Genomic DNA, 26,741 nt, shown 5'->3' with positions numbered 1-26,741 from the left:
GCTGTTGCAATCGGGTGCGGCGCGTGGCGCGCCGCGGTGGGGATGCGATCAGCCGGGGCGGCGACATCGCCGCCGGTGCGCCGGCGATAACGACACGGCGTTCATCACAGCGCTCCGTGGCGCGGCGGGTTCTTGCCGTTCAGGTAGTAGTTGCCGATGGCGTGGTACTTCCAGCGCACCGGGTCGTGCAGCGTGTGGGTGCGGGCGTTGCGCCAGTGGCGGTCGAGATTGTGTTCGGCCAGCGTCGATTGCGAGCCGGCCAGCTCGAACAGCTTGCTGCCGGCGGCCAGCGAGACTTCGGTGGTCAGCACGCGCGCCTCGGCCACGGCGATCGAGGCCTCGGCCACGCTGGCTTCGGTGGGTTCGGCGGCGGCCGCGTCGACCAGGCGGCCGGCGCGCTGCAGCAGCGCCTCGGCGGCGTGCAGCTGGATGGTGAGGTCGCCGACTTCGCGGATGGTCAGGGGATCGTCGCCGGCGCGTTCGACGCCGCTGTCGATCCATGGGCGCGAGCGGGTGCGCACGAACTCCAGCAGGTCACGATAGGCGGCGCGCGCGATGCCCAGGTCGATGGCGGCGTGCTGGATCTGCGCCATCGGACCGATCTGGGTCGGCCGCGTGAAGGCGGAAGCAAAGCCGATCACGGCATCGGCCGGCACATGCACGTTCTCGAACACGGCGCTACCGCTGCCGGTGGTGCGCTGGCCGAAACCGGACCAGTCATCGATGATGGTCAGGCCCGGCGCATGGCGCGGCACGATGGCCAGCTGCTGCACGCCGGCCTCGTCGATCACCGAGGTCGGCACCCAGTCGGCGTACAGCGCGCCGGTGGCGTAGAACTTGCGCCCGTTGATGCGATAGCCGGGACCGGCGGCGTCGCGCGCCAGGCTGGTCTTGCGGTCGTGCGAGGTCTTGGTGCCCAGCTCGGCCAGCGCATTGCCGAAGCGGTCGCCCTGCAGCACGCGCTCGAAGAAGAAGCGTTTCTGCGACTCGCTGCCGTTGACCCGGATCAGCTCGACCGCATAGAAGTGGTTCTGCGGGATCTGGCCGATGGAGCCGTCGCCCGAGGAGATGGTGGCGATCACCTCGGCCAGCGTGCCGTAGGAGACGCCGGCGCCGCCGTATTGCTTCGGCACGGTGATGCCCCACAGGCCCGAGCGCACGTAGCGGTCCAGCTCGTCCCACGGCAGCTTGCGCTCGCGGTCGCGCAGGGCCGACTCCTGGGCGAAGTCTTCGGCCAGCCTGCGCGCCACGGCTAGCGCTTCGGCATCGTCGCGGATGCGGGCGACGATGCGCGGCGCGGCGGCCGCCGAAGGAGGCGGGGAATCGAGCGTGGTGGGAGCGGTGGCGGTCTGGGTCATGGCGTTATGTTCGACAGGAGATGAAGGAGGTCGGGAGGCGCTGTTCAGCTCCACGAGTGGCGCGGCGGCGGCGTGCCGTTGAGCGCATAGTTGCCCACGGCGTGGTACTTCCAGCGCACCGGATCGTGCAGCGTGTGCACGCGCGCGTTGCGCCAGTGGCGGTCGAGGTTGTGCACCGCCAGCGTGGAGGCCGTGCCGGAGAGTTCGAACAGCTTTTCGGAGGCCAGCAGCGACAGTTCCGTCGACAGCACCTTGGCCTCGGCCACCGCGACCGATGCCTCGGCCATCTGCTCGAAACTGATCCGCTCCGGCAAGCCGTCCAGCACGCCGGCGGCGCGCTCGAGCAGCGCATCGGAGGCGTGCAGGCGCAGCTTCAGGTTGCCGATGTCGCGCAGGATGTAGGGGTCGTCGGCGGCGCGCTCCAGGCCGCTGTCGGCATAGGGGCGCGAACGGGTGGTGACGAACTCGATGGCGTCGCGCACGGCGGCGTGGGCGATGCCGGCGTCGATGGCGGCCTGGATCAGCTGCGACACCGGGCCGATGTTGTTGGGCTGCTTGAGGAAATCCTTCACCTGCAGTACCTGCGCCGCCGGCACGCGCACGCGCTCGAACACCACGCTGCCGCTGGCGGTGGTGCGCTGGCCGAAACTGCTCCAGTCGTCGATCACGCGCAGGCCCGGCGCGTCGTGGCGGTTGTAGACGAACAGTGGGTTGTCGTCGTCGTCCAGCGCGCGGCTGGGGATCCAGTGCGCGTACAGTGCGCCGGTCGAATAGAACCGGGTGCCGGTCAGGAAATAGCTGCCGTCGCCGGAATGCAGGTCGAGCGTGGCGCGGGTACGCACGTCGAGCACGTTCTTGCTGTTGCGCTCGGGGCCGGCGTTGCCGAAGCGCGCGCCTTGCAGCGCCTCGCCGAAGAAGAAGCGTTTCTGCTCCTCGCTGCCGGCATTGGCGATAACGTTGAGGTTGCCGAAGTGGTTCTGCGGAATCTGGCCGATGGAGGGATCGGCGGCCGAGACCAACTTGAACACTTCGGCCACCGTGTTCCATGAAGCGCCGATGCCGCCGTAGGCGCGCGGCACGGCGATGGCCCACAGGCCGCTGCGCGAGAAGCGCTCGATCTCCTCGAACGGCAGGCGGCGCTCACGGTCGCGCCCGGCGGCGCCTTGGGCGAACTCTTGCGCCAGCTCGCGCGCGACCTGCAGGGCTTGCGCTTCGCTGCCGATGCGTTGCGCCGGCTGGACGGCGTAGGAGGAAATGCGGCGTGCGGATGGCGCGCGCTGGGCGTCGATGACGGCGGACATGAAACGATGATCCTTCCTGAATTGGCCGGCGCCCATGGATGGCGGACGCCGGGGAGGAGGATCATTAAAGCAAAGCGCCGCGCTTTTCAGAACGAAGCATTGCGCATGTGCTTGCTTGGATTTCTCATGCTGCGTTTTTCGCGCAAGCTTATGCGCTCGCCGTTGCGCCGGCGTCAGTGCCGGTGCGCGGCGTCGTAGGCTGCCATCAGCGTGAGCACGCCGCGCGTGTCGGCCGGCGCCATCGGCGTAAACACCAGCAGCCGCTGCTCGGGACGGCCGTCGACGGCGAAGGTGGAGTATTCAAGATGGAGCATGCCCACGCCCGGGCGCTGGATGCACTTGGAGCCCTCGCCGTAGACGCTGACCTCCTGCTCGCGCCAGAGGCGCGCGAAGTCGGGGCTGCTGTGGCACAGCTCGTCGACCAGTCCCTGGACATGGCGCGAGGCGCCGGCGCGCACGGCGTCGGCGCGGAAGGTGGAGACCACCATGCGGGCGACGGCTTCCCACTCGGGCTGCTCGTCGCACGGGCGATCGGCGGAGAAGATCAGCCGCAGGATGTTGCGCTCGTGCGGGGCCAGCGCCGGATAGTCGGCCAGCACCGCGCAGGCGGCGCGGTTCCAGGCCAGCACATCCCAGGTGACGCTGCGCACCAGCGCGGGACTGGTGCCGAAGGCGTCCAGCACGCGCTGCAGGCGCGACGAGACTTCGTTGTCGGCCAGGTAGCGCACCTCGGGCGGACGTCCCTGCGCCAGCATGAACAGGTGCTGGCGCTCGACCTGGTCCAGCAGCAGCGCCTGGGCGATGCGCTCCAGCGCCTCGGGCGACGGCGCGCCGCCACGGCCCTGCTCCAGCCAGGTGTACCAGGTGGCGCTCACGGCGGCGCGCTGCGCCACTTCCTCGCGCCGCAAACCCGGGGTGCGGCGGCGTCCCGCGGGCAAACCCAGCGACGCCGGATCGATGCGCTGGCGGCGATCGCGCAGGTAGTGGCCCAGGGCGTTGTCGTGCGGCTGGCGTTGATCGGCGGCGGTGGCGGTGCTCATGCTTATCCTGTTAGTGCGTATACCGGTAAGAGCTCACGGCTTCAAAGAGCGTGGCGGCGGGACGAGAATGGTTTGTCGCTATTCACTATAGCCATTACTCGAAAGGATTTCATCATGCGTATTTTCGTCACAGGCGCTACCGGTTTCGTCGGCTCGGCCGTGGTCGGCGAGCTGCTGCAGGCGGGCCATCATGTCACCGGCCTGGCGCGTTCGGACGCGGGCGCCGCGCAACTGGCGGCGGCCGGCGCGCAGGTGCTGCGCGGCGCGCTGGAAGACCTCGACAGCCTGCGTCGCGGCGCAGCGCAGGCCGACGGCGTGATCCACACCGCCTTCATCCACGACTTCAGCAAGTTCAAGGAAAACTGCGAAACCGACCGCGGCGTGGTGGCCGCCCTGGCCGACGGCCTGGCCGGCAGCGCGCGGCCGCTGATCGTGACCTCGGGCACCGCGCTGGTGCCGCCGGGCGCCGTCGCCACGGAAGCGCTGCGCGCCGGCGCCGCCCATCCGCGCGTGGCCTCGGAAGAGGCGGCCGACGCCGCCCATGCGCGGGGCGTGAACGCCTCGGTGATGCGCCTGCCGCCTTCGGTGCATGGCGCCGGCGACCACGGCTTCGTGCCCATGCTGATCAAACTGGCGCGCGACAAAGGCGTCTCGGCCTATGTCGGCACCGGTGAGAACCGCTGGCCGGCGGTACACCGGCTGGACGCGGCGCGGCTCTACCGGCTGGCGCTGGAGCACGGCAACAACGCGCACCGGCGCTGGCACGCCAACGCCGAAGACGGCGTGCCGTTTCGCGCCATTGCCGAAGCCATCGGGCGCGGCCTGAAGCTGCCCGTGGTCAGCGTGGCGCCCGGCGAGGCGGCGGCGCACTTCGACTGGTTCGCGCATTTTGTGGCGCTGGACAACCATGCTTCCAGCGCCTACACGCGCGCCCTGGTAGGTTGGGAGCCGCGGCAGGCGGGGCTGCTGGCCGATATCGAGGATGCGGCTTCGGGTTACTTTGCGGGGTGAGTCCGGGGTTGTCATGGCGCTTGCCGCCGATGATCGCCACCACCTTCGTCATCCCGGCGAACGCCGGGATCCAGTGGCTTTCGTTGTGCGTCGACGGCCGCTTAACGACACTGGATCCTGACTTTCGTCAGGATGACGGAGAAGAGGGATGGGTCGTCAGGTCTCACAGGCTTCATCGCTGATCGACGGAAGTGACAAGACTATCGACATTCCTCCCACCGTCAGCGCTCACCCCCACCTCCGTCATCCCGGCGAACGCCGGGATCCAGTGGCTTTCGTTGTGCAGCGACGGTCGCTGAACGACGCTGGATCCTGACTTTCGTCAGGATGACGGAGAAGAGGGATGGGCCGTCAGGTCTCGCAGACTTCATCTCTGATCGACGGAAGTGACAAGACCATCGCCGTTCCTCACGCCGCCAACACTCGCCACCACCTCCGTCATCCCGGCGAACGCCGGGATCCAGTGGCTTTCGTTGTGCATCGACGGCCGTTGAACGACGCTGGATCCTGACTTTCGTCAGGATGACGGAGAAGAGGGATGGGCTGTCGGGTCTCGCAGGCGTCATCTGCGATCGACGGAAGCTACAAGACCTGTGCATAAAAAAACCGCCCGGGTTCTTCCGGGCGGTTTTTCCATCGCGTCATCTCCGGCGCTCACTCCACGCAGGCTGGCTCTTCCCTGCGCGCCTGGTCGTGCACGGCGTGATCCACTGCCTTGGGCGCGCGGCGGTCCAGCGCCGCGCCCCACAGCGCCAGGGCCAGCGAGATAAACGCCAGCACCGCACCCAGCAAAGGGATCCCGGTCAGGCCGAAGCCCAGGGTCAGCACCGCGCCGCCGCCGAAGGCGCCGGCGGCGTTGCCCAGGTTGAAGGCGCCGATGTTGAGCGTCGAGGCCAGGATGGGCGCCATCGCGGCCTTGCCCATCACGTTCATCTGCAGCGCCGGGACGGCGGCAAAGGCCGCCATGCCCCACAGGAACACGGTGACGATGGCGCTGACCGGCGCATGGCTGGTGACCATGAAGACCAGCAGGATCGCGCCCAGCGCGCTGAAGTTGATGCGCAGCGCGGTCATCACGCTGCGGTCGGCCAGCTTGCCGCCGATGATGTTGCCCACCGCCAGGCCCACGCCGATCAGCAGCAGCACGCCGGCCACGCCGCGCGGCGAGATGCCGCTGACGTCGCGCAGGATCGGCGCGATGTAGGTGAACACCGCAAAGGTGCTGGCGCTGAAGACGACGGTGGTGGCGAAGGCCAGCCACACCGGCTTGCTGCGCCAGAGCGCGGCGCTGTCTTCGGCGGTGCCGTCCGAGGTCTGGATGCGCGCGGGCAAAAATGCCATCACGGCCGCCAGCGACACCAGGCCGATGGCGGTCACGCCGAAGAAGGTGGCGCGCCAGCCGAAGGCCTGGCCCAGCAGCGTGCCGGCCGGCACGCCCACCACGTTGGCCAGGGTCAGGCCGGTAAACATCAGGGCGATGGCGCTGGCCTGCTTCTCCCTGGCGACCAGGCTGGTGGCGACCACCGCGCCCAGGCCGAAGAAGGAGCCGTGGGCGAAGGAGGTCACCACGCGCGCCACCATCAACATGCCGTAGTTGACCGACAGCGCGCACAGCAGGTTGCCGGCGATGAAGATCAGCATCAGCATGGCCAGCGCCTTCTTGGGCGCGATGCGGCTGGTCACCGAGGCCAGGATGGGCGCGCCCACCGTCACGCCCAGCGCGTAGCCGCTGACCAGGTAGCCGGCGGCCGGCAGGCTGACCTGCAGGTCGGCGGCCATCTCGGGCAGCAGGCCCATGATGACGAATTCGGTGGTGCCGATGGCGAAGGCGCATAGCGCCAGGGCGAATAATGGGATGGGCATGTTTTTCTCCGGTAGCGTGGCTGTGGGGCGATGTGGCGAAGCGCGGCGATGGGTAGCGATGTGCGACGGGTTCGGCGGCCTACGGATGCGGTGTCGCGCAAGCTCATGCTGTATTGCAGCATCTTCAAGCGCGAACCTTAACCCAGATGGCGATTTCCTGCAGGCGCGACCCCGTTTTTGCGGGGCAGCACAATCGGCGCGCCGGTGACGCGGGCGGCTTTGCAGTAAACTCGCCGGACAATAGAAGAAAAACGCATAAGCGCAGGCGGCTCGCACCGCCCTGCGCTCCATAACGACAAGACCTCAAGGGAAGAGACACATGTTCCACACCGACCGCGCCCCGGATTTCAAGACCGTGCTCATCGCCAGCGGCGTCGTGCTCACGCTGGCCATGGGCGTGCGCCATGGCCTGGGCTTCTGGCTGCAGCCGATTTCACAGGCCCACGGCTGGACCCGCGAGACCTTCTCGCTGGCCATCGCCATGCAAAACCTGATGTGGGGCGCCATCGGCCCCTTCGCCGGCATGGCCTGCGACCGCTTCGGCACGGCGCGCATGATCGTGCTGGGCGCCTTCCTGTATGCCGGCGGCCTGCTGTGGATGGCGCTGGTGGACCAACCCACGCTGTTCGTGGTGGGCTCGGGCGTGCTGATCGGCGCGGCGCTGGCCTGTACCGCCTTCGGCGCCATCAGCGGCATCGTCGGCCGCAGCGCGCCGCCGGAGAAACGCTCGTGGGCCTTCGGCATTTCTTCGGCGGCGGGTTCCTTCGGCCAGTTCATGATGATGCCGGTGGAGCAGCAGCTGATCTCGCTGGCCGGCTGGCAGCAGGCCTTCTTCTGGCTGGCCGCGCTGGTGCTGGTGTTGATGCTGCCGATGGCGCTGCGCCTGAAGGAGCCGCCGCTGGCTCTGGCCGCGCACGGCCAGAGCATCGGCGAGGCGATCCGCGAGGCCTTCGGCCATCGCCCGTTCCAGCTGCTGGTGGCGGGATACTTCGTGTGCGGCTTCCAGGTGGTGTTCATCGGCGCCCACCTGCCCTCCTACCTGAAGGACAAGGGCATCATGGATCCCAACGTGGCGGTGATCGCGCTGGCGCTGATCGGCCTGTTCAACATCTTCGGCTCGTATTACGCGGGCAAGCTGGGCGGGCTCATGCCCAAGCGCTTCCTGCTGGCGGGCATCTACTTGTCGCGCAGCGTGGCCATCGCGCTGTTCCTGGCGGCGCCTCTGTCGGCGTGGTCGGTCTACCTGTTCGCGGCGGCCATGGGCGTGCTGTGGCTGTCCACGGTTCCGCTCACCAACGGCATCGTGGCCGGCATCTTCGGGGTGAAGCACCTGTCGATGCTGTCGGGCTTCGTGTTTTTCTCGCACCAGGTGGGCAGCTTCCTGGGCGTGTGGCTGGGCGGCTGGCTGTTCACGCGCCAGGGCAGCTATGACACGGTCTGGGCCATCACGCTGGGCCTGGGCATCTTCGCCACGCTGATCAACCTGCCGGTGCGCGAGCAGGCCATCGCCCGCCCGCTGGCGGCGCGGTAAGCGGAGTCGCCGTCATGACCTCGCCCCGCCCCCTTCCCTCGCTGCGGCTGCGCCGGCTGCTGCTGGCGGGGGCCGGCGCGGGCGTGCTGGGGGCGATCTTCCTGGCCTATCTGCAACCGGCTTTCATCGTCGACCTGGCCAACCGGATTTACCTGTGTTTTTAGCCAGTGGTGGCGGCAGGTACGATAAAATGCCGTGACGATCCATTGCAGCCTTTCCAAGAACCATCGTCATGCTCACCCTCACCGAACTCGAAGAAGCCATCAATTATTGGCGCCAGCAGCGCCCGGCCACCGGCGAGGAATGCGCGCTGTCGCCCGAGGTGAATGCGCTGGCCGGCGTGTACGCCATGATGATCTACGAGCGCCGCCACGAGCTCGCCGCCGAGCAGCTCGACGTGCAGGCGCGCCAGCTGCTCGAGGCCTGGCGCAGCCGGCGCGGCTGAGCCTTTCCTGCCGTTCATCCAGTCTGTCAGGTCACGGCGCCGTAAGCGCGCTATGCTAGAACCCTTCTGAACGTCGCTGAACGTTTCCTCCGGCCGTCGATCTCTCCAGGGCCACCCCGAAAAGGAAGGAACATGCGCAAGGACCCCGAGCAGACTCCCCCCTCCGGCCGCCGCAAGACGGCTGCCGCCAAACCCGCCGCCGGGCGTCGCCACAGCCAAGCCGGCAAGCCGCGCGTGGCGCTGGTGCTGCAAGGGGGCGGCGCGCTGGGCGCCTACCAGGCCGGGGTCTACCAGGCCCTGCATGAGAACGGCCTTACGCCCGACTGGGTGGTCGGCACCTCGATCGGCGCCATCAATGCCGCGCTGATCGCCGGCAACCCGCGCGAGACCCGCATCGCCCGCCTGCGCGAGTTCTGGGAGACGGTGGCCCATCCCGACCTGTTCGACCTGCGCCAGGTGCCCGACAACCTGCGCCCGCTGGCGACCCGCATGACCACGCTGGACACCTTCGTGCGCGGCGCGCCGGGCTTCTTCCGGCCGCGCCCGCTGAACCCGTTCGCGCTGGGCCTGCCGGTGCCGCCCGAGGAGGCCAGCTTCTACAGCACGGCCGAGCTGCAGGACACGCTGGCGCGGCTGGTCGACTTCGATTACCTCAACGGCGACTCCGGCATCCGCATGACGGTGTCGGCGGTCAAGGTCACCTGCGGCACGCTGGTCAAGTTCGACTCCGCCAGCCGCCCCATCGGCCCCGAGCACGTCATGGCCAGCGGCGCGCTGCCGCCCGGCTTTGCGCCGGTGCGGGTGGACGGCGAGTTGTACTGGGACGGCGGGCTGTACTCCAATACGCCGATGGAAGCCGTGCTCAACGACGAGCCGCGCATGAACACGCTGTGCATGATGGTCGACCTGTGGCATGCCGACGGCCCCGAGCCGCGCACGCTGGAAGAGGTGCAGACGCGCGAGAAGGACGTCACCTTCGCCTCGCGCTCGCAGCGCCATATCGACGCCTATCTCAAGCAATACCAGCTGCGCCGCGCCGCCCACGCGCTCTACAAGCGCCTGCCGCCGGCCATGCTGACGGCCGCCGACCGCAAGATGATGGCCGAGCTGGGTGCCGACACCACCATCCACATCGTGCGCCTGGCCTACGCCGGGCGCGACTGGAACATGGCTTCCAAGGACGCCAACTTCGCGCGCGGCTCGGTGCTGTGGCGCTGGGAACAGGGCTACCAGGACGGCCTGCGCGGCATCGAGGTCAGCCACGGCTGCCCGTTCGAGGAGTCGGACGCGGGCATCGTGGTGCACGAGCTGCCGACCGGCGAGACCTATGTGAAGCCGTCCAAAGCGACCGAACGTTCGTCTTGATCGTGCGCAAACCCGCGCCGGTATTGGCGTCGTATAATCTCTACGTTGTTACAAATTATTTTGTGCGACGCACAAAATATGCTTGACCTCACCAAAGAAGTGCATAAAATAGGAATTGTTGCGGCGCACAAATCATGATTGTTGGTTGATTCTGGTCGAAAGCCGCTCCGGATAGCCGATTATTCCGGCTGCTTTTCACGATTGAGTTGTACTCATCATTACCATTCAAGGAGATGAAGATGTTCTCGTACCAAGATCAGTTTTCCGCCGCCACCAAATCCAACCTGCAGGCCCAACTGGACCTGATCAACAACCTGACCGCCAAGGCCTTCGAAGGCGTGGAAAAGATCGTCGAGCTGAACCTGTCGGCCACCAAGGCCTCGCTGGAAGAAGCCGCCGCCGCCGCCAAGCAGCTGGCCGCCGCCAAGGATCCGCAGGAACTGCTGGCCCTGGCCGCCGCGCAAGCCCAGCCGGGCGCCGACAAGGCCACCGCCTACGGTCGCCACCTGGCCGGCATCGTGTCCACCACCCAGGCTGAATTCACCAAGGCCGCCGAAGCCCAGATCGCCGACACCAGCCGCAAGCTGTCGGCCCTGATCGACGAAATCAGCAAGAACGCGCCCCCGGGTTCGGAACAAGCCGTGTCGCTGCTGAAGGCTACCCTGACCAACGCCAACGCCGCCTACGAGCAACTGTCCAAGAACTCCAAGCAAGCCGTCGAAACCCTGGAAGCCAACCTGGCCAACGCGACCAAGCAATTCACCGCCGCCGCTGAAAAGGCCACCGCTTCGACCCGCGCCAAGAAGTAATCCGCGCAGCAAGCAGGACCAGGCAAACGAAAAAGGCCGCTCCGGGAAACCGGAGCGGCCTTTTGCTTTGCTCATCCATTCGTCGCTGAACGTAGCGCTGACGCCATGTCGGCGGCAAGCGCAACGCTGCCGCCGGCGTTACCTCAGTGTCAGCGGCGGCCGGACTCGGCGATGATGTCCAGCGCCAGCGCTTCGGCCACGCGGATGCCGTCGATGGCCGCCGACATGATGCCGCCGGCATAGCCCGCGCCCTCGCCGGCCGGGTACAGGCCGCGGGTGTTCAGGCTTTGCAGGGTATGGTCGTCGCGCTTGATGCGGATGGGCGAGGAGGTGCGGGTTTCGATGCCGGTCAGCACGGCGTCGTGCATGGAGTAGCCGCGGATCTGCTTGTCGAAGGCCGGCAGCGCCTCGCGGATGGCGTCGATGGCGTACTTGGGCAGCGACGGGTTCAGGTCGCCCCACTTCACGCCCGGCTTGTAGGACGGCTCCACGCTGGCCTGCGCGGTCGACGGGCGGTTGGCGATGAAGTCGCCCACCAGCTGCGCCGGCGCGTCGTAGTTGTGGCCGCCCAGCTCATAGGCGCGGCTTTCCCACTCGCGCTGGAAGGCGATGCCGGCCAGCGGATGGCCGGGATAATCCTCCGGCGAGATGCCCACCACGATGCCGCTGTTGGCGTTGCGCTCGTTGCGCGAGTACTGGCTCATGCCGTTGGTGACCACGCGGCCCGGCTCCGAGGTCGCCGCCACCACGGTGCCGCCCGGGCACATGCAGAAGCTGTAGACCGAGCGGCCGTTGGAAGCATGGTGCACCAGCTTGTAGTCGGCCGCGCCCAGGATGGGATGGCCGGCGCTGGGGCCGAAGCGGCACTTGTCGATCAGCGACTGCGGGTGCTCGGCGCGGAAACCGATCGAGAACGGCTTGGCCTCGATGTAGACGCCGCGCTCGTACAGCATCTCGAAGGTGTCGCGCGCGCTGTGGCCGATGGCCAGCACCACATGGTCGGCCTCGATCTGCTCGCCCGAGGCCAGGGTCAGGCCGCGGATCTGGCCGTCTTCGATCTGCACATCCTCCACCCGCTGCTCGAAGCGGAATTCGCCGCCCAGCTTCTCGATCTTGTCGCGCATCAGCTGGATCATCTTCACCAGGCGGAAGGTGCCGATGTGCGGCTTGCTGACGTACATGATCTCCGGCGGCGCGTCGGCGGCGACGAACTCGGTCAGCACCTTGCGGCCGTAGTGCTTGGGATCCTTGACCTGGCTGTAGAGCTTGCCGTCGGAGAAGGTGCCGGCGCCGCCTTCGCCGAACTGCACGTTCGACTCAGGCTTCAACTCGCGCTGGCGCCACAGGCCCCAGGTGTCCTTGGTGCGCTCGCGCACGGTCTTGCCGCGCTCCAGGATGATCGGGTTGAAACCCATCTCGGCCAGCAGCAGGGCTGCGAACAGCCCGCACGGGCCGAAGCCGATCACCACCGGGCGCTTCTTCAGGCCGGCCGGCGCCTGGCCGACGAAGTGGTAGCCGGTGTCGGGAGTGGGGCCGACGTTGGTCTTTTTCCTGTTGCGCTCCAGCACGCCGGCCTCGTCCTTGAGCTCGACGTCGATGGTGTAGGTGAGCGTGATGGCGGCCTTCTTGCGGGCGTCGTAGCTGCGACGGAACAGGCTGAAGGACAGCAGCTCGTCGGCCTTGATGCCGAGGCGCTCGAGGATGGCGGCGTTGAGCTCTTCTTCCGTGTGGTCCAGCGGAAGGACTAATTCGTTGATGCGCAGCATGTGCGGGGACTTTCGGTAGGCGTAGTACGGGCGCGGCCCGGACGATGCCGCCCTCCTCCTGCGCATACCTGCGGACGGGACGGGGCGCTGGCGGACGGAAAAACCCGACGGGCTGCGCGAAAGCCGCCATTTTACTCCAGCCGGAGCGCCCGGCCCAGCAGCGCGCGGCTTTCCGGCGACGGCGAACAACACGAAACCAGTTGCGCATCGCAAGCAATTGAGGGTAAATTGGTTGCGACATACAACCAAATGGAGAATCGCATGGACTTCGCCGGCCTCGACACGCCCCCGCGGGAGCAGACCATCCGCCAGCTGCGCGAGCTCTCGCGCAAGCTGGTGCGCGAACTGGGCTTCATGCGCAGCACCCTGGCCGGCAGCGAGCTGGCGCCCTCGGCCGTGCACGCCATCATCGAAATCGGCCAGGCGCCCGGCATCCAGGCGCGCGACCTGGGCGAGATCCTGTGCCTGGACAAATCCAACACCAGCCGCCAGGCGGCCCGGCTGGAGTCGCTGGGCCTGCTGCGGCGCGCGGCGGTGGACGGCGACGCCCGCGGCTGGGGCCTGTACCTGACCGAGCAAGGCCAGGCGCTGCGCCGCAAGATCGACAAGTTCGCCACCGACCAGGTGTCGGCCGCCCTCACCCGCCTGGTGCCGGAAGACCAGCAGGGCCTGGTGCGCGCGCTGGCCCTGTATGCGCAGGCGCTGTCGCAGGACAACCCCAACATGTCGCGCCCGGCCCCGGCCGCCCCCGGCGACGCCATCCGCCAGGGCTACCTGCCCGGCTGCATCGGCGACATCGCCGGCCTGCATGCGCGCTACTACGCCGACACCGCGGGATTTGGCGCCTACTTCGAAGACAAGGTCGCAAGCGGCCTGGGCGCGTTCGCCCAGTCGCTGCCGGGAGCCGGCAAGGAGATCTGGCTGCACGTCGAAAACGGTCGCGCGCTGGCCTCGATCGCCATCGACGGCGACCCCGCCACGGGCCTGGCCCACCTGCGCTGGTTCATCGTCGACGACAGCCTGCGCGGCACCGGCGTGGGCCGCGTACTGCTGCAAAAGGCCATGGACTTCGTCGACGGCCACGGCTTCGCGACCTACCTGTGGACCTTCCAGGGCCTGCAGGCGGCGCGCCACCTGTACGAATCGGCCGGCTTCACGCTGGCCGAGGAAGCGCCCGGCGAGCAATGGGGCAGCCGGGTAGTCGAGCAGCGCTTTGTGCGGGCGGCGCGCGGGGCGACTTGAAGGGGCAAGACGCTTTTTGAGACTTTTCTCATATAAACACGAGAAGGAAATCGGCAAACTGACGTTACTGCATCAGGCAAACAACGGTTCCGGTACGGCGTGATGCGCATGAATTCAACGATATTGAACACAGGAAATATCATGAAAAACATCCTCGCCTTCACCGCCCTTGCCGCCAGCCTGATCTCCGGCGCTGCCGTCGCGGGCCCCAGCGCCGAACTGAAAGTTGCCGGAACAATCAAGCCCCCGGCTTGCCAGCCGTCGTTCTCGGGCGGCGGCGTCGCCGATTTCGGCACGATCCCTTCGGCCTCCCTGGTTGTAGGTCAACACAAGAAACTTCCATGGAAGAACATCCCTTTTTCCATTACATGTGATGCCCCGATCAAGGTAGCGTTGAAAGCCACGGACAACCGTGCCTCCAGCGCCGTGACGAGCGCAACGGGCAGTGATGCAAATTTCACTTATGGCCTGGGCACGGTAGCGGGCAAGAAGGTCGGCGGCTATCACCTTGGCATGGCGGCCAACGCTGTCACCACCGATGGCGCAACGCCTCGGCTGCTGTATTCCACCGATGGCAATCAGTCCTGGACGATCACCGACGGCGGCGGCCAGTTCGCCAAGGACCGTGCGCTGGCCTGGACCGGCGCCAGCGGCACGATGCCGGCCGCGTTCAGCAATATCACCGGTGCGATCTGGATCCGTGTGTCGCTGGAGAAGCCGGAAAACCTGCCACTGACGCAAGACGTGCCCCTGGATGGCTCGGCTACGCTGGAAGTGCTCTATCTGTGACGCTGAGCTCTGTTCGATGAAAAAAGCCCGGTTCCGCCGGGCTTTTTCTTTGCCGTTCCTTGGTCGATGAAACATGCCGGCGCGGGCCGTTCGTCAAACCGCGCTCAATTTGAGAATCATCCTATTCAAACGCCTGGCATCGGCGCGAGAGAATGAAGGCCGATCAATCCTGCACGGCCGTTACCATGTCCAAACTCTCTTTCCGACACTTTCTCGGTTTTTCTCTTTTTGCAGTCGCCGTGACGGCGGGCGGAGAGGCTTGGGCCACTTGCACAATTGATGCAGGCAAGACTCGTACCGCCAACCTGTTTACCCTTCCTGCAACCAACACCGTGCCACGAGATGCGCTCATCGGGACGGTAATCGCGAGCAACCCGATAACGGTAGATATTTCTGGCGTTGCAACATGCACAACGCAGACCCCACAGATCATCGTCAAGACTCTTGTTCCCGGTGCCGTCTATGACCGGACGACAGGCATCTACAATCTTCCGGGAAATGTAGGCGTCGGCTTTCGCATCTACGTCGGGAATGACGTCTGGGGTGACAATAATTACACTTATCCGGGCACTGGTACCGGTGGCATGCCACTTCCAAACGTAATCTCTAGACAGCATCGCTTGGAATTGGTCAAGACAGCAGCCATCATCACGTCGCCGTTCACCTTCAACGCCCAATGGTTGATTAACGAGAGCGGAGACGGTACCGAGTTCATGGCCTGGCGCCTCGACTCCCCTGCCACCGTCACCGTCACCAACAGAACCTGCGCCCTGGTGGGCAGCTCGGTCCAGAACATCAGCCTGGGCAATGCCGAAGCCCGCAGGTTCGGCGCGGTCGGGTCGACCGCCTCCGGCTCCGCGCCGATTTCGGTCAGGCTCAATTGCAGCAGCTATCTCGGCAATGTACACGCCACCTTCACCGACGCGCTCCAGCCCTCCAATCGCAGCGATGTACTGACCATTGCCGGCACTGCAGGCGCCGCGAGAGGCGTGGGGGTGCAATTGAGCTTCGGGGACCAGATCATCCGTTATGGCGCGGACTCTTCCGTGGCGGGCAATGCCAACCAGATCAGCCTGTTCAACTCCACCGGCAGCGAGGCCGACGCCGCCGCGCGCGACGTGGCATTTACCGCGCGCTACGTGAAGACCGCCAACACCGTCACCCCGGGCCCGGTGGTCGCGCGCACCACGCTGACGTTCTCCTACCAATAAGCCCCCGGAGCGCCGGCGCAAACGCAGGCGCCTCAGAAATCCGCAGCGTGCTCGTCCAGGTAGGCCATGTGCACAGCACGCCGCGAACAGGCCTCCCATCCCGCTACCAGGACCAGCACGGCGGTGCTGAGCCCGCTCACCATCAGCAGGTCGGTGAAGAAGGAGGCCGGCGCCAGGATCGCCAGCAGCACCAGCCCGGCGACGTGCGACAGCGGGAAGCGGCCGTAGACGACCTGCTTGTAGATGCCGTTGCCCAGCACATAGATGGCGGGGCCGAGGATCAGCACCGCGGCATGCAGGCCGTCGATGCGCTGGTCCGGATGGGCGATCACCAGCTCGTTGCCGACCGCACACAGGATCACGCCGGCCACGATGGCCACGTGCACGTAGTGGAAATAGGCGCCGATGCGGCCGGGGTCGTCGGCCTCGACGATGGCTTCGCTGCCGTCCTTGCTGCTGGTGTCGAAGTACATCCACCACATCGCCACCGCGCCCAGGAAGGTGACGGCGAACGCAATCAACACCGGGATCTCCCATTCATGCGCGTGCGCCAGCGTGGCGCCGGTCATCAGCAGGGTTTCGCCCAGGGCGACGATGACGAACAGCTGGCAGCGCTCGGCCAGGTGGCCGCCTTCGATGGTCCAGTCGTCGGTGCGCGAGCGGCCCAGGCCGGGCAGCCAGAAGCCGGTCATCGGCGAGACGTATTCGCAGGCCACGGCGGCGATCCACAAACCCAGGCGGTATTGCGGCAACAGGCCGCCGGCGATCCACAGCACCGCCGAGATCGACAGCCAGCCCAGCATGCGACGGAAGTTGGCGGCGAGTTCGTGGCCGCGCTCCAGGCTGGCCAGCACCGCCAGCGTGCGCCCGACCTGGATCGCGGCATAGGCGACGGCGAACACCAGGCCGCGCTCGCCGAAGGCCTCGGGCAAGGCGGCCGCCATCACCAAGCCGACCAGCATGATGGCGAACAGCAGGCTGCGGATGGGCAGCGCTTCCGGATCGAACCAGTTGGTGACCCAGGCGGTGTACTGCCACGCCAGCCAGACGGCGAACCACAGCACCAGGGTCTGGATCGCGCCCTCGGGCGTCAGTTTCTCCAGCAGGTTGTGCGAGAGCTGGGTGACGGCGAATACGTAGATCAGGTCGAAGAACAGCTCGACGAAGGACACCCGGGCCTCGTGGCCGTCGCGCACGCGCAGCAGGGAGGCGGAGCGGTGGTGGTGTTGCGGATGGCTGGGTCGGTTCATGGCGCGGTTTCCGGAAAAAACGGCGGCGGCGGACAGGCTGGCAAGTAACAGTACGCCGAGGCTTGTTACGAAAGGCTTTTGGTTTATTCGATTTCTTTGCAGGCTGTGGAATATCGTCGCATGCGCGGCCCCGCGCCAACAATATCGGCGCTGCGGCTTTCACTGATTTTTGTGATCCGGTGCGGCTAATCGGCAACGCTTTCTCCGCGCGCGGCGACGGGAAAAGGCGACACAACTGGATACACAAAATTACAGATTTAAGTTCGACGGACTTCTACATTGGTCTCACGGTCATTCGGGATGCAAACGACATCTCCTGATTGAACCGCGGCAATTCATCCATGCGTCATCCGTCCATACAGACCAGCAGGAGTCCATCATGAAAACCACAACAACCCGCCTCGCTTTTGCCTTTCTCACCGCGCTGACCGCCGTCGGCGCCACCGTGGCCGCGGCGCCCGCGGCCCAGGCCCAGGTGGTCGGCTCGGTCAATGTGCGCATCGGCACCGCACCGCCGCCGCCACGCTACGAAGCCGCGCCCCCGCCGCGCCGCGGATACGCCTGGGCGCCGGGCTACTGGGCCTGGGACGGCCATCGCCACGTCTGGACCGGCGGCCACTGGGAACGTATGCGCCGCGGCTATGCGCGCTATGACCCGGCGCACTGGCAGCAGGGTCCGCGCGGGGGATGGCATTTCGTGCCGGGGCACTGGGCGCGCTGACCGGGCGGGCCGACATGAGCGGCAGGGTTCGTTGACCCGGTTCGCCGGGGCGCAACGAACGCCACTGGATCCCGGCTTTCGCCGGGATGTCGGATAGCGGACGAACTCGCACGACCGAAGGCACAATCCCCCATCCCCGTCGTCCTGACGAAAGTCAGGACCCAGCGGCGTTCAAGCACCGTCCAGGCATGACCAACGCCACTGGATCCCTGCCTTCGCCGGGATGACGGACAGCGGACGAACTCGCACAACCGAAGGCTCAATCCCCCCATCCCCGTCGTCCTGACGAAAGTCAGGACCCAGCGGCGTTCAAGCACCGCCCAAACATGACCAACGCCGCTGGATCATGGCCTGAGCCGGGATGACAGGTGGCAGGAAAATGCGGGCGCCTGAATTTACTCTTCCGACGCAACGCCGGTCGCCGCGCCCTTGAGCGCGAACCGCCCCGGGTCAAGCGCCGCCAGCAGATCGCGCGGCAGCGGCAGCGGTTCGCGTTCCAGCGAGGCGGCCAGCAGTTCAGCCATCAGCGGCGCCCAGATCAGGCCGCGCGAGGCGTAGCCCAGCAAGCCATACAGGCCGGGATGGCGCGGCACCGCGTCCAGCCGGGTCGGCGTGGCGGCGCTGTCGTCCAGGTCGGGCAAGGCGCCCACCAGCGGCAGGCGGTCCGGCGCGATGCAGCGAAAGCCTACGCGACCTTGCAGCGGCATGGCGGCAGCATCTGCGGTATCGGCGACCTCGGGCATGGCATAACGCCCGGCGATATCGGGCAGCATGTGCTGCAGCCGGTCGAGATTCTCCGCGTGGCTGGACGCGCGCAGCGCCGGATCGTCGTCGCGGTCGTAGCTGGCGCCCATGCAGATGCGGCCGGCGTAGGGCCGGGTCAGGTAGCCGTCGCCGCACAGCGCCACCGGCAGCTCGGGAAAGCCCTGCGCCGGCAGATGCGTGACCTGGCCGCGCACGGCGTTCAGCGGCAGGGCCGCGCTCTGCGCCAGCGTGCGCGCCTGCGCGCCTGCGGCCAGGATCGCCACCGGCGCCTGCGCGATCACCTCGCCCTGTTCATCCAGGGCCAGCCAATGTCCCTCTTCACGCCGCAACGCCGCCACGGTGCGGCCGAAGTGCGTCGTCACCTCGGCCTGTTCGCGCGCCGCCGCCAGCAGGCGCCGGCACACCGAGGGCGGGTTGAGCCAGCCCGCTTCCGGGAAGAAATAACCGCCGCCCATGGTCGGCATGCTCAGCAGCGCGCGGGTGTCGTCGGCGCTCATCCAGCGCGCATAGCGGGCCGGGTAGTTCCATTGCGCCGCGCCCTGCTCGAAGGACAGGGCCTGCTTGGCGTCGCGGCCGAACTGCAGGATGCCGCAGGCCTCGCCGGCGATCGCCGCGCCCTCGTGCGTGCCGACGCCGCCCAGCTGGCGCAGGCGGTCGGCGGCGAACAGGAATGCCGCGCGGGTCAGCCGCGCCAGCGGGCTGTCGTCGCGCGCCAGCGCCGGCATGAAGAGGCCGCCGTGATTGCCCGAGGCGCGGGTGGCGACCTCGGGGCCGGCGTCGATGAGGTCGATGCGCCAGCCGCGTGCGGCCAGGCGCTCCGCAGCGGCGGCGCCGGCCAGCCCGGCGCCGATCACCAGCGCATGGCGTGCATGCGGAGGACGGCGCAGCAGCGGCGTGTCGGCCGCGGCCACGTGCGAGGGCGGACGGCCCCAGCCGGGCGCATAGCCCATGGCCAGCGCGCCTTCCACGACGTCGCCGGCAAACCCGACCTGGCGCATCGCGGCGGCCGCCTGCCCGCCCTCGAACACCAGCGCGCGCGCGCCGGTCCAGGCCAGGCGCGCCAGCCGTTTGCAGGCATGCGCATTCCAGTCGGAGGCGGCCGGGTCGAACGCCTGCTGCCGGCCGTGCAGGTAAAACAGGTCGGCCGGCGCTTCCAGCCGCGCCAGCTCTTCGTCGAGCGCGCCGAACACCAGCGTCAGCGTCACGCGGCCATCGTCCAGCAGCAGGCGGTGCGTGCCCGGCAGCAGCTGCGGCCAGGCCTCGCGCAGCCGGCGCGCGGGCGTCGCCAGCCCGGGCCAGTCGGCGTGCAGCGCGGCCAGCTGGTCGGGCGTGCAGGGATGCGGCTGGATGGTGACGTAATGCAGCCGCGCCGCGCCCTGCCCGCGCAGCCGGTCGAAGCAGCGCCAGGTCTGCAAAAAGCCCAGCCCGGCGCCGAAATGCAGGTCCAGCACGGTCACCGCGTCCTGCGTTTGCAGGCTGGCCTGCAGGCCGGTTTGGGGCGCCTCCAGCAGGCGCGCGACGAAGTCGGCGTCATGCGCGGCCGGGTCGGCGCGCCACAGGGCCAGCAGTTCTTCGGAAGCGGGAATGAGGGGACGGGCTGGCATCGGTGCGGCTATGATCGGTACGGTGTAGAGGCCGCCATTCTACGCCGCGCCCCGCCGCGGGGCTTTGCGGCTTGACAAAGCTGCGGCGCAGCAATAATCTGCATACAGAACACGAAAACGATGATCCAGGGGGATTTCCCGCCAGCCGGGCCGCCTTCGCGATAGTCGTTTCGCACCGATCCACACCTTATCCGCAGCGGCGGCACCATGTACAAAATCGACGCGCCGGCACAGCTGATCGAGCAGGTCTACAACGCCATCCTGGATGCGATCTGCTCGGGCACGCTGGCCCCCAACGAAAAAATCACCCAGGAGGGACTGGCCGAACAGCTGGGCGTGTCGCGCCAGCCCATCCTGCAGGCTTTCCAGCTGCTCAAGCGCCAGGGCTTCATCGAAGAGGCCGGGCGCAAGGGCGTGATGGTGACCGCGCTCGACCCGCGCCGACTGATGCAGCTCTACCAGGTGCGCTCGGTGCTGGACGGCCTGGCCGCGCGCGAGACCGCCGAGCGCTGGAAGCAGGACCGCGAACTGCACGCCGCCGGCGAACGCGAAGGCCGCGCCCTGATCCAGGCCGGGCGCGACGCCACCGACATGAAGGATCTTTCGGCGCGCATCGTGGCCGACATGAACTTCCACCAGTTCATCTACCGCAGCTGCGGCAACCCCATGGTGGGCGAAACCACCGCCCTGCACTGGCACCACATCCGGCGCGCCATGGGCGCCATCCTGTCCTCCGACGTGCGTTCGCACATCGCGGTGTGGGACGAGCACGAAGCCATCCTGCAGGCCATCATCGACGGCAAGCCGGCGGTGGCCGACAAGCTGGCGCGCCAGCACGCCGAGAGCGCCGCCGAACACCTGGCGCATGTGCTCACCGGCGAGGAATACGCCGGCAAGAGAAAGCAGGCCTGACCCGCCCCCACCTGCGCTGCGCCGGTGTGCCGGTGCGCCGGCGCGCTTCCCCATTTTTGCCTCACCCTTGGCGCAGCCCGGCTGCGCGCTGCCATGCTCGCCATCTTCAATATCGTCTTCCCGATCTTCTCGCTGATCTTCCTCGGCTGGATCTGCCGCAAGCGCAACATCCTCTCCGCGGGCGCGGCCAGCGAACTGAACCGCTTCGTGATCTGGCTGGGGCTGCCGGCGCTGCTGTTCGATTCGATGTCGCGGCTCACGCCGTCGGACTTCGCCAACCTGCGCTTCATCGGCGTGTTCGCCGCCGGCGTGGCCATCGTGTTCCTGCTGACCACCTGGATCCGCATGCGCCAGAAGGCCGCCGCGCCCGACGTGATCATCGACAGCCTGGGCACCTCCTACGCCAACGTCGGCTTCATCGGCATTCCGCTGTGCTACCTGGCCTTCGGCCATGACGGCCTGCCGCCCTCGGTGATCGCCATGGTGATGACGGCCTGCCTGTTGTTCGCGGTGGCCATCGTGCTGCTGGAGACCTGCATCCACGCCCACGCCGGGCTGGGACGCACGGTCTCCAAGGTGGGCCGCTCGCTGCTGCGCAACCCGATCATGATCGCGCCGGTGGCCGGCATCGCGGTGGCGCTCACGGGCCTGCAGATCCCCAGCGGCGTGCAGCAGCTGTTCAAGATCCTGGGCGGCGCGGCCAGCCCCTGCGCGCTGGTTTCGCTGGGGCTGTTCCTGGCGCAGCCGGTCAAGCACGGCGAAGGCGCCTCGGTGTCGCTGCTGGTGGCCTTCAAGCTGCTCTTGCAGCCGGCGGTGACGGCGCTGCTGGCGTACTGGATCTTCCCGCTGCCGCGCCTGTGGGCCGACAGCGCGGTGCTGCTGGCGGCCATGCCGATCGGCACCGGCCCCTTCATGCTGGCCGAGCTGTACCAGCGCGAGGTGGCGGGCATGTCGCGCGCCATCCTGATCTCGACCACCTTGTCCTTGCCTACCATCGCGCTGATCCTGGCCTGGATCAGCCACCGCTGAGCGCGGCCTCAGGCTGCAGGCCGGCGTATTCGCGCTCGCGCAAAAAGGCGATGAAGTCCTGCGCCGGCATGGCGCGGGCGAACAGCCATCCCTGCCCCAAGCCGACCTCATGGCGCCGCAGCCAGTCGGCCTGCTCCTGCGTCTCTATGCCTTCGGCCACCATCATCAGGCGCAGCGAGCGCGCCATCTCGATGATGTGGTTGATCACCGTGCTGGAGGCCGAGTCGGTGCCGATCTTGTCGACGAAGGACTTGTCGATCTTGAGCACATCCAGCGGCAAGGCCTGCAGATAGGACAGGCTGGAATAGCCGGTGCCGAAATCGTCGATCGCCACCACATGCCCGCGCTGGCGCGCACGCGCCATCGCCAGTCGCGCCGCGTCGACGTCCATGAAGCCGCGCTCGGTCGCCTCCAGCCAGATCTGCCGGCATGCGACGCCGGTGCCGACCAGGGTCGCGGACAGGGTGTCCAGCGCCACGCCGTCACGCATGTCCTGCGGGCTCAGGTTGAGCGCGATATGCAGCTGGGCGTCGGCGCGCAGCATTGCGCCCATGTCGGCCAGCACCGTGCGCAGCACGTGACGGGTGATGCGCCCGGCCATGCCGTGGCGCTCGGCCAGCGGGATGAACTCTTCAGGCGCGATCCAGCGCCCGGAAGGATGGCGCCAGCGCACCAGCGCCTCGGCGCCGCGGCAGCGCCCGGTGTGCAGTTCGACGATGGGCTGGTAGTGCACGGCGAGGTCGCCGCGCGCCAGGGCCGTGCGCAACTCCCCCACCAGCGACAGCCGGCGCCCCAGCCACGTCGCAATCGCCGCCAGGGCCAGCGCCCAGGCCAGCAGCGACAACGGCAGCAGGGCCAGGCGCTCGTGCCGCAGCCTGGCCTGGACGCGCGCCATCGGCGTCGACACCACGATCTTGAAATCGCGATCGGCCAGCGCGCTGAACAGGCGCTGGTCATCGTGCGCCCGGGCGCCGCCGGCAACCCGACGCGCCGCCGCCCAGTCGGGCTCGTTGCGCCCGACGATGGGGTCGCCCGCGACGCTGAAGACGGCCACCTGCACATCGCCCTCCAGCGGCACGTCGACGAAGCGCCCGGGCTCGATATAGACATAGTGCCCGCGCGAATACAGCCCGATCATGCGCTCGGCCGGGCTGGCCAGCGAGAAGCTGGCGGCGCGCAGCTGCAGGTTGGGTTCGACCAGGGTGAAGGCGGCCTCCAGCATCACCGTCTCGCCGACCCGGCCCCAGGTGTTGCAGGCCAGCCGGCCGTCGCGGTAGTAGCCGATCTCGTCGACCATGCGCGTGCCGATGGTGCTGGCGCGCATGCGCGCGATATGGGCGTCGGAACAGGGCGGCAGGCGCAGCTGCTGGAAGTAGCGCAGGGTCTCGGCCGCCTGGCGCAGGATGGCGTGGCCCTGGTAGGCGACCTGGGCGCCGACCCGGTTGAGCTCCCCGCGCTCCTCGGACAGGGTGCGCTGCCAGGACCAGCTCCAGCCGATCCAGACCGGCAGCAGCAACGCGGCGACGCCGAGCGCGGCGGCCGCGGCGATGGGGATGTAGCGGGCCTTGATCACGGTTTCACCTCCGGCATGGGCTCCGGACTCGTCGGGCGGCCACGCGCCGCCATGGAGACATGGCAGGCGCGCACGGCAGGCGGACGTGGAGGGATGGCGGGGGATCAGCCCTGGCACTTGAGTTCCGGCAGGAAACCCATTATTTGCCCGGCGGCATGGCGCCGGTGCATTGATCAGATGGCAATATTGCGCCCTGACCGGGCTTTGCGGCTCAGATCGAGACGCGCTCCTGCTTCAGGATCTGCTCGAACTTCTCGGCCGGCACCGGCGGGCTGAAGAGGTAGCCCTGGATCTCGTCGCAGCCGTAGTGGCGCAGGTAGTCGAGCTGCTCGTCGGTCTCCACGCCTTCGGCGATCACGCGCAGCTTCAGGTGGCGCGCCAGCGAGATGATGGAGGCGGTGATGGCGGCGTCGTCGGCGTCGATGGTGATGTCGCGCACGAAGGAACGGTCGATCTTGAGCACGTCGATGGGGAAACGCTTCAGGTAGGCCAGCGAGGAATAACCGGTGCCGAAGTCGTCGATCGACAGCCGCACGCCCAGCTCCTTGAGGCCGGCCAGGATGCCGATGGCGTGCTCGACGTCGGTCATCATCAGGCTTTCGGTCAGTTCCAGCTCCAGCGAAGCGGGCGGCAGGCCGGTGTCTTCCAGCGCGTCGGCGATCGAGGAGACCAGATCCTTCTGCAGGAACTGGCCCACCGAGAGGTTGACCGAGACGCTGATGTCTTCATGCCCGGCCAGTTGCCACTGGCGGCATTGCGTGCAGGCCGTGCGCAGCACCCAGGCGCCGATGGGCAGGATCAGGCCGGTCTCTTCGGCCAGGCCGATGAAGCGCGCCGGCGACACCATGCCCAGCTGCGGATGCTGCCAGCGGATCAGCGCCTCGCAGCCCACCACTTCGCCGCTGGCCAGGTCCACCTTGGGCTGGTAGTGCAGCAGGAACTCGCCGTTGTCCAGCGCGCTGCGCAGGTCGCCTTCGATGCGCAGGCGCTCCAGCGCCTGCTCGTTCATGGCCGGGGTGTAGAACTGGAAATTGTTGCGGCCGGTCTGCTTGCCGCGGTACATCGCGATGTCGGCATGCTTGATCAGGGTCTCGCCGTCGGTGCCGTCGGCCGGATAGCAGGCCACGCCCACGCTGCAGGTCATGAACAGCGTGTGCCCGCCCAGCGTGATCGGCGCGGCCACGGCATCCATGATGCGCTGCAGGCTGCGGGTGTCCAGCGTCAGTTCGTCCTGCTCGGGCAGGATCATGATGAATTCGTCGCCGCCCAGGCGCGCCACCGTGTCGGCCTCGCGCACCGCCGCGCGCAGGCGGCCGGCCACCGTGCGCAGCAGGGTGTCGCCGGCCTTGTGGCCCAGCGTGTCGTTGACGAACTTGAAGCGGTCGAGGTCGACGAACACCACCCACAGCGCCTGCTTCTGGCGTTCGGCCGCGCCGATGGCCTGCTCCAGGTGGTGCCGCAGCATGTGGCGGTTGATCAGGCCGGTCAGGGTGTCGCGGCTGGCCTGGAACTCCAGTTCGGCCTCGTAGCGCTTCATCGAGGTGATGTCGTAGAGCGCGGCCACGTAGTGCGTCACCGCGCCGGCGTCATCCTTCACCGGCGCGATGTAGAAGTCGTTCCACAGCTCCGAGCCGTCCTTGTGGTAGTTGCGCAGGATGACGTTGTGCTCGCGCTTCTCGCGCATGGCGATCCACACGGTCTCGAAGCCTTCCAGGTCGCTGTCGCGGCCTTCGAGGAAGCGGATGCTCTTGCCCACCGCCTCCGACGGGCTGTAGCCGGTGATGCGGGCGAAGGCGGGGTTGACGTACTCGATGGCGTATTCGGGCGCCTGGGCCGAGAGGATCAGGATGGCGTTGGCGCTGGCCTCGATGGCCTGGTGGCGCAATTGCAGCGCGCTCTCGGCCAGGCGGCGCGCCTTGATGTCGTCGGACAGCAGCGCATTGGTGTGGCGCAGCTCGGCGGTCTTGTCTTCCACCAGCTGCTGCACGCGGTGCGAGCGCATCGACAGCGCGCGCATGTAGGCCGCGCCCAGCAGCGAGGCGATCACGCCCACCAGCAGGATCAGCAGCGAACCGTAGTGGTCGGCGAACACCGAGCGCGGCGGGATGCTGATTTCCATGTGCCAGGTCTGGCCGGCGATGTCGAAGCTGGTCATGGTGTTGGACGGCCGCTGGAACAGGCTGCCCAGCGCCAGCAGCTGGTCCAGCCAGTGGCCCGCGTTCGGGGCGCTCTCGTGGAGGTAGACCAGGTTGCTGTCGTCGGCCTGCGGGCCGACGAAGATGCGCACGCCGATCTCGCGGTCTTCCAGCAGGCCGGCGCCTTCCAGGATCTTCTGCACCAGTTCGGTGGCCTGCAGCACGGCCGAGGTGTCGCCCACCAGGGCGGCGCGCCGCTCTTCCAGGCTGGCCGGCTGCTCGCCGCCGCGGTACACCGGCTGCAGCACCAGCAGGCCGCGCTCGTCGGGGCCGGCCTGGGCCAGGCGCATCGGCATGGTGGAGGCCGGGCGGCCGGTGCTCAAGGCGATGTCCAGCGTCTTCATGACGATGGGGTTGCCGGTCTGGTCCAGCCCGAGCGCGGCTTCATTGCCCTTGACCGGCTCCACGTAGTCGACCACCAGGTAGGACGGCTGCTGCGGCGCGCGCTGCAGCTTGCCGTCGACGAAGGCGGTGATCTGAAAATCGGGGACGGCGCCCTGGCGCAGGGCTTCGAAGACCAGGCGGTCTTCATCGGAGACGAAACGCTGCACGCCGAAGGCGCGCACGTAGGGATAACGTTCCAGCAGCGGCCGGGTGAAGGCGCGGAACTGCTCGCGCGAGGGGTCGCCTACGGTGGCGTGGAAATGGTTGATGACAGACAGCACCTGGACCGCCTCTTCCAGCCCGCGCTGGATCGTGAAGGCGCGCAAGGCCGCCCGGCGCTCGAAGTCCAGGTTGACCGCATCATCTTCCAGGTGGCTGGTGGCGACAAAGACTGCCGTGGTTGCGCACAGTCCCAACATCAGCGTGAGTGATGCCGACAACGTTGCCCCCAGCTTGTTGATCACACGCTGCATAACCGATTCGTTATCTGTATACCCCCTGATAATAATCTGCCGGATGCCTATTTATCGAAAAGCTTCGATTTATTTTTATTGTCCAGACAACAAATCGGGGGCTT

At 67.6% G+C, this 26,741-nt stretch carries 21 protein-coding genes; 12 read left to right on the top strand and 9 right to left on the bottom strand.

Translation table 11 applies throughout. The features are described from left to right. Positions 1-104: 104 nt before the first annotated feature. The 3 genes from CEJ42_RS21780 to CEJ42_RS21770 all read right to left on the bottom strand — a co-directional run bounded on the left by CEJ42_RS21780 (position 105) and on the right by CEJ42_RS21770 (position 3,699). Positions 105-1,358 carry an SfnB family sulfur acquisition oxidoreductase gene (locus tag CEJ42_RS21780; protein ID WP_088752519.1) on the bottom strand — a complete coding sequence of 418 codons (1,254 nt, stop codon included), beginning with the start codon at positions 1,356-1,358 and terminating at the stop codon, positions 105-107. 44 nt (positions 1,359-1,402) lie between these two features. Next, positions 1,403-2,659 carry an SfnB family sulfur acquisition oxidoreductase gene (locus CEJ42_RS21775; protein WP_088752534.1) on the bottom strand — a complete coding sequence of 419 codons (1,257 nt, stop codon included), beginning with the start codon at positions 2,657-2,659 and terminating at the stop codon, positions 1,403-1,405. A gap of 173 nt (positions 2,660-2,832) precedes the next feature. Further along, positions 2,833-3,699, bottom strand: coding sequence for a helix-turn-helix transcriptional regulator (locus tag CEJ42_RS21770; protein ID WP_088752518.1), 867 nt, complete (start codon positions 3,697-3,699; stop codon positions 2,833-2,835). 114 nt (positions 3,700-3,813) lie between these two features. On the opposite strand from CEJ42_RS21770, the gene CEJ42_RS21765 reads away from it, so the two are divergent. Then, positions 3,814-4,710 (top strand): SDR family oxidoreductase, encoded by an 897-nt coding sequence (locus tag CEJ42_RS21765; RefSeq protein WP_088752517.1) that lies wholly within the window; start codon positions 3,814-3,816, stop codon positions 4,708-4,710. Positions 4,711-5,364: 654 nt separating this feature from the next. Here CEJ42_RS21765 and CEJ42_RS21760 read toward each other — a convergent pair. Beyond that, positions 5,365-6,573, bottom strand: a complete 1,209-nt coding sequence (locus CEJ42_RS21760; protein WP_088752516.1) for an MFS transporter — start codon at positions 6,571-6,573, stop codon at positions 5,365-5,367. A gap of 319 nt (positions 6,574-6,892) precedes the next feature. On the opposite strand from CEJ42_RS21760, the gene CEJ42_RS21755 reads away from it, so the two are divergent. The 5 genes from CEJ42_RS21755 to phaP all read left to right on the top strand — a co-directional run bounded on the left by CEJ42_RS21755 (position 6,893) and on the right by phaP (position 10,723). After that, the gene (locus CEJ42_RS21755) at positions 6,893-8,104 is read left to right on the top strand and encodes an MFS transporter (RefSeq protein WP_088752515.1); all 1,212 of its coding nucleotides are present in this window, start codon (positions 6,893-6,895) and stop codon (positions 8,102-8,104) included. Positions 8,105-8,118: 14 nt separating this feature from the next. Beyond that, positions 8,119-8,268, top strand: a complete 150-nt coding sequence (locus CEJ42_RS25095) for a hypothetical protein (RefSeq protein ID WP_165774489.1) — start codon at positions 8,119-8,121, stop codon at positions 8,266-8,268. A 68-nt stretch (positions 8,269-8,336) separates the two neighbouring features. After that, entirely contained in the window at positions 8,337-8,549 is a 213-nt protein-coding gene (locus CEJ42_RS21750; protein WP_079217463.1) for a DUF3717 domain-containing protein, read from the top strand. Between the two features lie 132 nt (positions 8,550-8,681). Next, positions 8,682-9,914: a patatin-like phospholipase family protein gene (locus CEJ42_RS21745; protein ID WP_088752514.1), complete on the top strand. Its 1,233-nt coding sequence runs from the start codon at positions 8,682-8,684 to the stop codon at positions 9,912-9,914. A 239-nt stretch (positions 9,915-10,153) separates the two neighbouring features. Continuing rightward, positions 10,154-10,723, top strand: coding sequence for a TIGR01841 family phasin (phaP, locus tag CEJ42_RS21740; protein WP_079217461.1), 570 nt, complete (start codon positions 10,154-10,156; stop codon positions 10,721-10,723). A 149-nt stretch (positions 10,724-10,872) separates the two neighbouring features. Here the strand turns inward: phaP and CEJ42_RS21735 are convergent, their stop codons facing one another. Continuing rightward, positions 10,873-12,489 carry an NAD(P)/FAD-dependent oxidoreductase gene (locus tag CEJ42_RS21735; RefSeq protein WP_088752513.1) on the bottom strand — a complete coding sequence of 539 codons (1,617 nt, stop codon included), beginning with the start codon at positions 12,487-12,489 and terminating at the stop codon, positions 10,873-10,875. Between the two features lie 261 nt (positions 12,490-12,750). Here CEJ42_RS21735 and CEJ42_RS21730 point away from each other — a divergent pair, with 261 nt between their 5' ends. The 3 genes from CEJ42_RS21730 (at position 12,751) to CEJ42_RS21720 (ending at position 15,731) form a co-directional block, all read left to right on the top strand. Continuing rightward, positions 12,751-13,731 (top strand): bifunctional helix-turn-helix transcriptional regulator/GNAT family N-acetyltransferase, encoded by a 981-nt coding sequence (locus tag CEJ42_RS21730; RefSeq protein WP_088752512.1) that lies wholly within the window; start codon positions 12,751-12,753, stop codon positions 13,729-13,731. A 141-nt stretch (positions 13,732-13,872) separates the two neighbouring features. Continuing rightward, the gene (locus CEJ42_RS21725; RefSeq protein ID WP_165774488.1) at positions 13,873-14,520 is read left to right on the top strand and encodes a DUF1120 domain-containing protein; all 648 of its coding nucleotides are present in this window, start codon (positions 13,873-13,875) and stop codon (positions 14,518-14,520) included. Positions 14,521-14,672: 152 nt separating this feature from the next. Beyond that, entirely contained in the window at positions 14,673-15,731 is a 1,059-nt protein-coding gene (locus tag CEJ42_RS21720; RefSeq protein ID WP_088752510.1) for a fimbrial protein, read from the top strand. A gap of 32 nt (positions 15,732-15,763) precedes the next feature. Here CEJ42_RS21720 and CEJ42_RS21715 read toward each other — a convergent pair whose 3' ends face one another. Beyond that, positions 15,764-16,981 (bottom strand): low temperature requirement protein A, encoded by a 1,218-nt coding sequence (locus CEJ42_RS21715; RefSeq protein WP_079217455.1) that lies wholly within the window; start codon positions 16,979-16,981, stop codon positions 15,764-15,766. A 379-nt stretch (positions 16,982-17,360) separates the two neighbouring features. On the opposite strand from CEJ42_RS21715, the gene CEJ42_RS21710 reads away from it, so the two are divergent. Then, positions 17,361-17,702 carry a YXWGXW repeat-containing protein gene (locus CEJ42_RS21710; RefSeq protein WP_079217454.1) on the top strand — a complete coding sequence of 114 codons (342 nt, stop codon included), beginning with the start codon at positions 17,361-17,363 and terminating at the stop codon, positions 17,700-17,702. Between the two features lie 395 nt (positions 17,703-18,097). Here CEJ42_RS21710 and mnmC1 read toward each other — a convergent pair whose 3' ends face one another. Continuing rightward, entirely contained in the window at positions 18,098-20,071 is a 1,974-nt protein-coding gene (gene mnmC1 / locus CEJ42_RS21705; protein ID WP_088752509.1) for an FAD-dependent 5-carboxymethylaminomethyl-2-thiouridine(34) oxidoreductase MnmC1, read from the bottom strand. A gap of 207 nt (positions 20,072-20,278) precedes the next feature. Here mnmC1 and CEJ42_RS21700 point away from each other — a divergent pair, with 207 nt between their 5' ends. Together CEJ42_RS21700 and CEJ42_RS21695 are read left to right on the top strand one after the other, a co-directional pair. Beyond that, the gene (locus tag CEJ42_RS21700) at positions 20,279-20,983 is read left to right on the top strand and encodes a GntR family transcriptional regulator (RefSeq protein WP_079217452.1); all 705 of its coding nucleotides are present in this window, start codon (positions 20,279-20,281) and stop codon (positions 20,981-20,983) included. A gap of 93 nt (positions 20,984-21,076) precedes the next feature. After that, positions 21,077-22,012, top strand: coding sequence for an AEC family transporter (locus tag CEJ42_RS21695; protein WP_088752508.1), 936 nt, complete (start codon positions 21,077-21,079; stop codon positions 22,010-22,012). On the opposite strand, the gene CEJ42_RS21690 is transcribed toward CEJ42_RS21695, so the two are convergent. Together CEJ42_RS21690 and CEJ42_RS21685 are read right to left on the bottom strand one after the other, a co-directional pair. Further along, positions 21,999-23,585: an EAL domain-containing protein gene (locus CEJ42_RS21690; protein ID WP_129587815.1), complete on the bottom strand. Its 1,587-nt coding sequence runs from the start codon at positions 23,583-23,585 to the stop codon at positions 21,999-22,001. The genes CEJ42_RS21695 and CEJ42_RS21690 overlap by 14 nt on opposite strands. 211 nt (positions 23,586-23,796) lie before the next feature. Then, positions 23,797-26,637 carry a bifunctional diguanylate cyclase/phosphodiesterase gene (locus CEJ42_RS21685; RefSeq protein WP_088752506.1) on the bottom strand — a complete coding sequence of 947 codons (2,841 nt, stop codon included), beginning with the start codon at positions 26,635-26,637 and terminating at the stop codon, positions 23,797-23,799. Positions 26,638-26,741 lie beyond the last annotated feature (104 nt).

The organism is Herbaspirillum robiniae, assembly GCF_002213415.1.
GTDB classification, from domain to species: domain Bacteria; phylum Pseudomonadota; class Gammaproteobacteria; order Burkholderiales; family Burkholderiaceae_D; genus Herbaspirillum; species Herbaspirillum robiniae.
This window is presented reverse-complemented; position numbering and strand designations above follow the sequence as displayed.

Bases quoted from the DNA above. Each gene is read 5' to 3' on its own strand.
- CEJ42_RS25095 (WP_165774489.1), top strand. From the start codon at position 8,119: ATGACCTCGCCCCGCCCCCTTCCCTCGCTGCGGCTGCGCCGGCTGCTG.
- CEJ42_RS21715 (WP_079217455.1), bottom strand. From the start codon at position 16,981: ATGAACCGACCCAGCCATCCGCAACACCACCACCGCTCCGCCTCCCTG.
- CEJ42_RS21780 (WP_088752519.1), bottom strand. From the start codon at position 1,358: ATGACCCAGACCGCCACCGCTCCCACCACGCTCGATTCCCCGCCTCCT.
- CEJ42_RS21700 (WP_079217452.1), top strand. From the start codon at position 20,279: ATGTACAAAATCGACGCGCCGGCACAGCTGATCGAGCAGGTCTACAAC.
- phaP (WP_079217461.1), top strand. From the start codon at position 10,154: ATGTTCTCGTACCAAGATCAGTTTTCCGCCGCCACCAAATCCAACCTG.
- CEJ42_RS21765 (WP_088752517.1), top strand. From the start codon at position 3,814: ATGCGTATTTTCGTCACAGGCGCTACCGGTTTCGTCGGCTCGGCCGTG.
- CEJ42_RS21760 (WP_088752516.1), bottom strand. From the start codon at position 6,573: ATGCCCATCCCATTATTCGCCCTGGCGCTATGCGCCTTCGCCATCGGC.
- mnmC1 (WP_088752509.1), bottom strand. From the start codon at position 20,071: ATGCCAGCCCGTCCCCTCATTCCCGCTTCCGAAGAACTGCTGGCCCTG.
- CEJ42_RS21720 (WP_088752510.1), top strand. From the start codon at position 14,673: ATGAAGGCCGATCAATCCTGCACGGCCGTTACCATGTCCAAACTCTCT.
- CEJ42_RS21735 (WP_088752513.1), bottom strand. From the start codon at position 12,489: ATGCTGCGCATCAACGAATTAGTCCTTCCGCTGGACCACACGGAAGAA.
- CEJ42_RS21755 (WP_088752515.1), top strand. From the start codon at position 6,893: ATGTTCCACACCGACCGCGCCCCGGATTTCAAGACCGTGCTCATCGCC.
- CEJ42_RS21745 (WP_088752514.1), top strand. From the start codon at position 8,682: ATGCGCAAGGACCCCGAGCAGACTCCCCCCTCCGGCCGCCGCAAGACG.
- CEJ42_RS21695 (WP_088752508.1), top strand. From the start codon at position 21,077: ATGCTCGCCATCTTCAATATCGTCTTCCCGATCTTCTCGCTGATCTTC.
- CEJ42_RS21750 (WP_079217463.1), top strand. From the start codon at position 8,337: ATGCTCACCCTCACCGAACTCGAAGAAGCCATCAATTATTGGCGCCAG.
- CEJ42_RS21725 (WP_165774488.1), top strand. From the start codon at position 13,873: ATGAAAAACATCCTCGCCTTCACCGCCCTTGCCGCCAGCCTGATCTCC.
- CEJ42_RS21770 (WP_088752518.1), bottom strand. From the start codon at position 3,699: ATGAGCACCGCCACCGCCGCCGATCAACGCCAGCCGCACGACAACGCC.
- CEJ42_RS21685 (WP_088752506.1), bottom strand. From the start codon at position 26,637: ATGCAGCGTGTGATCAACAAGCTGGGGGCAACGTTGTCGGCATCACTC.
- CEJ42_RS21730 (WP_088752512.1), top strand. From the start codon at position 12,751: ATGGACTTCGCCGGCCTCGACACGCCCCCGCGGGAGCAGACCATCCGC.
- CEJ42_RS21775 (WP_088752534.1), bottom strand. From the start codon at position 2,659: ATGTCCGCCGTCATCGACGCCCAGCGCGCGCCATCCGCACGCCGCATT.
- CEJ42_RS21710 (WP_079217454.1), top strand. From the start codon at position 17,361: ATGAAAACCACAACAACCCGCCTCGCTTTTGCCTTTCTCACCGCGCTG.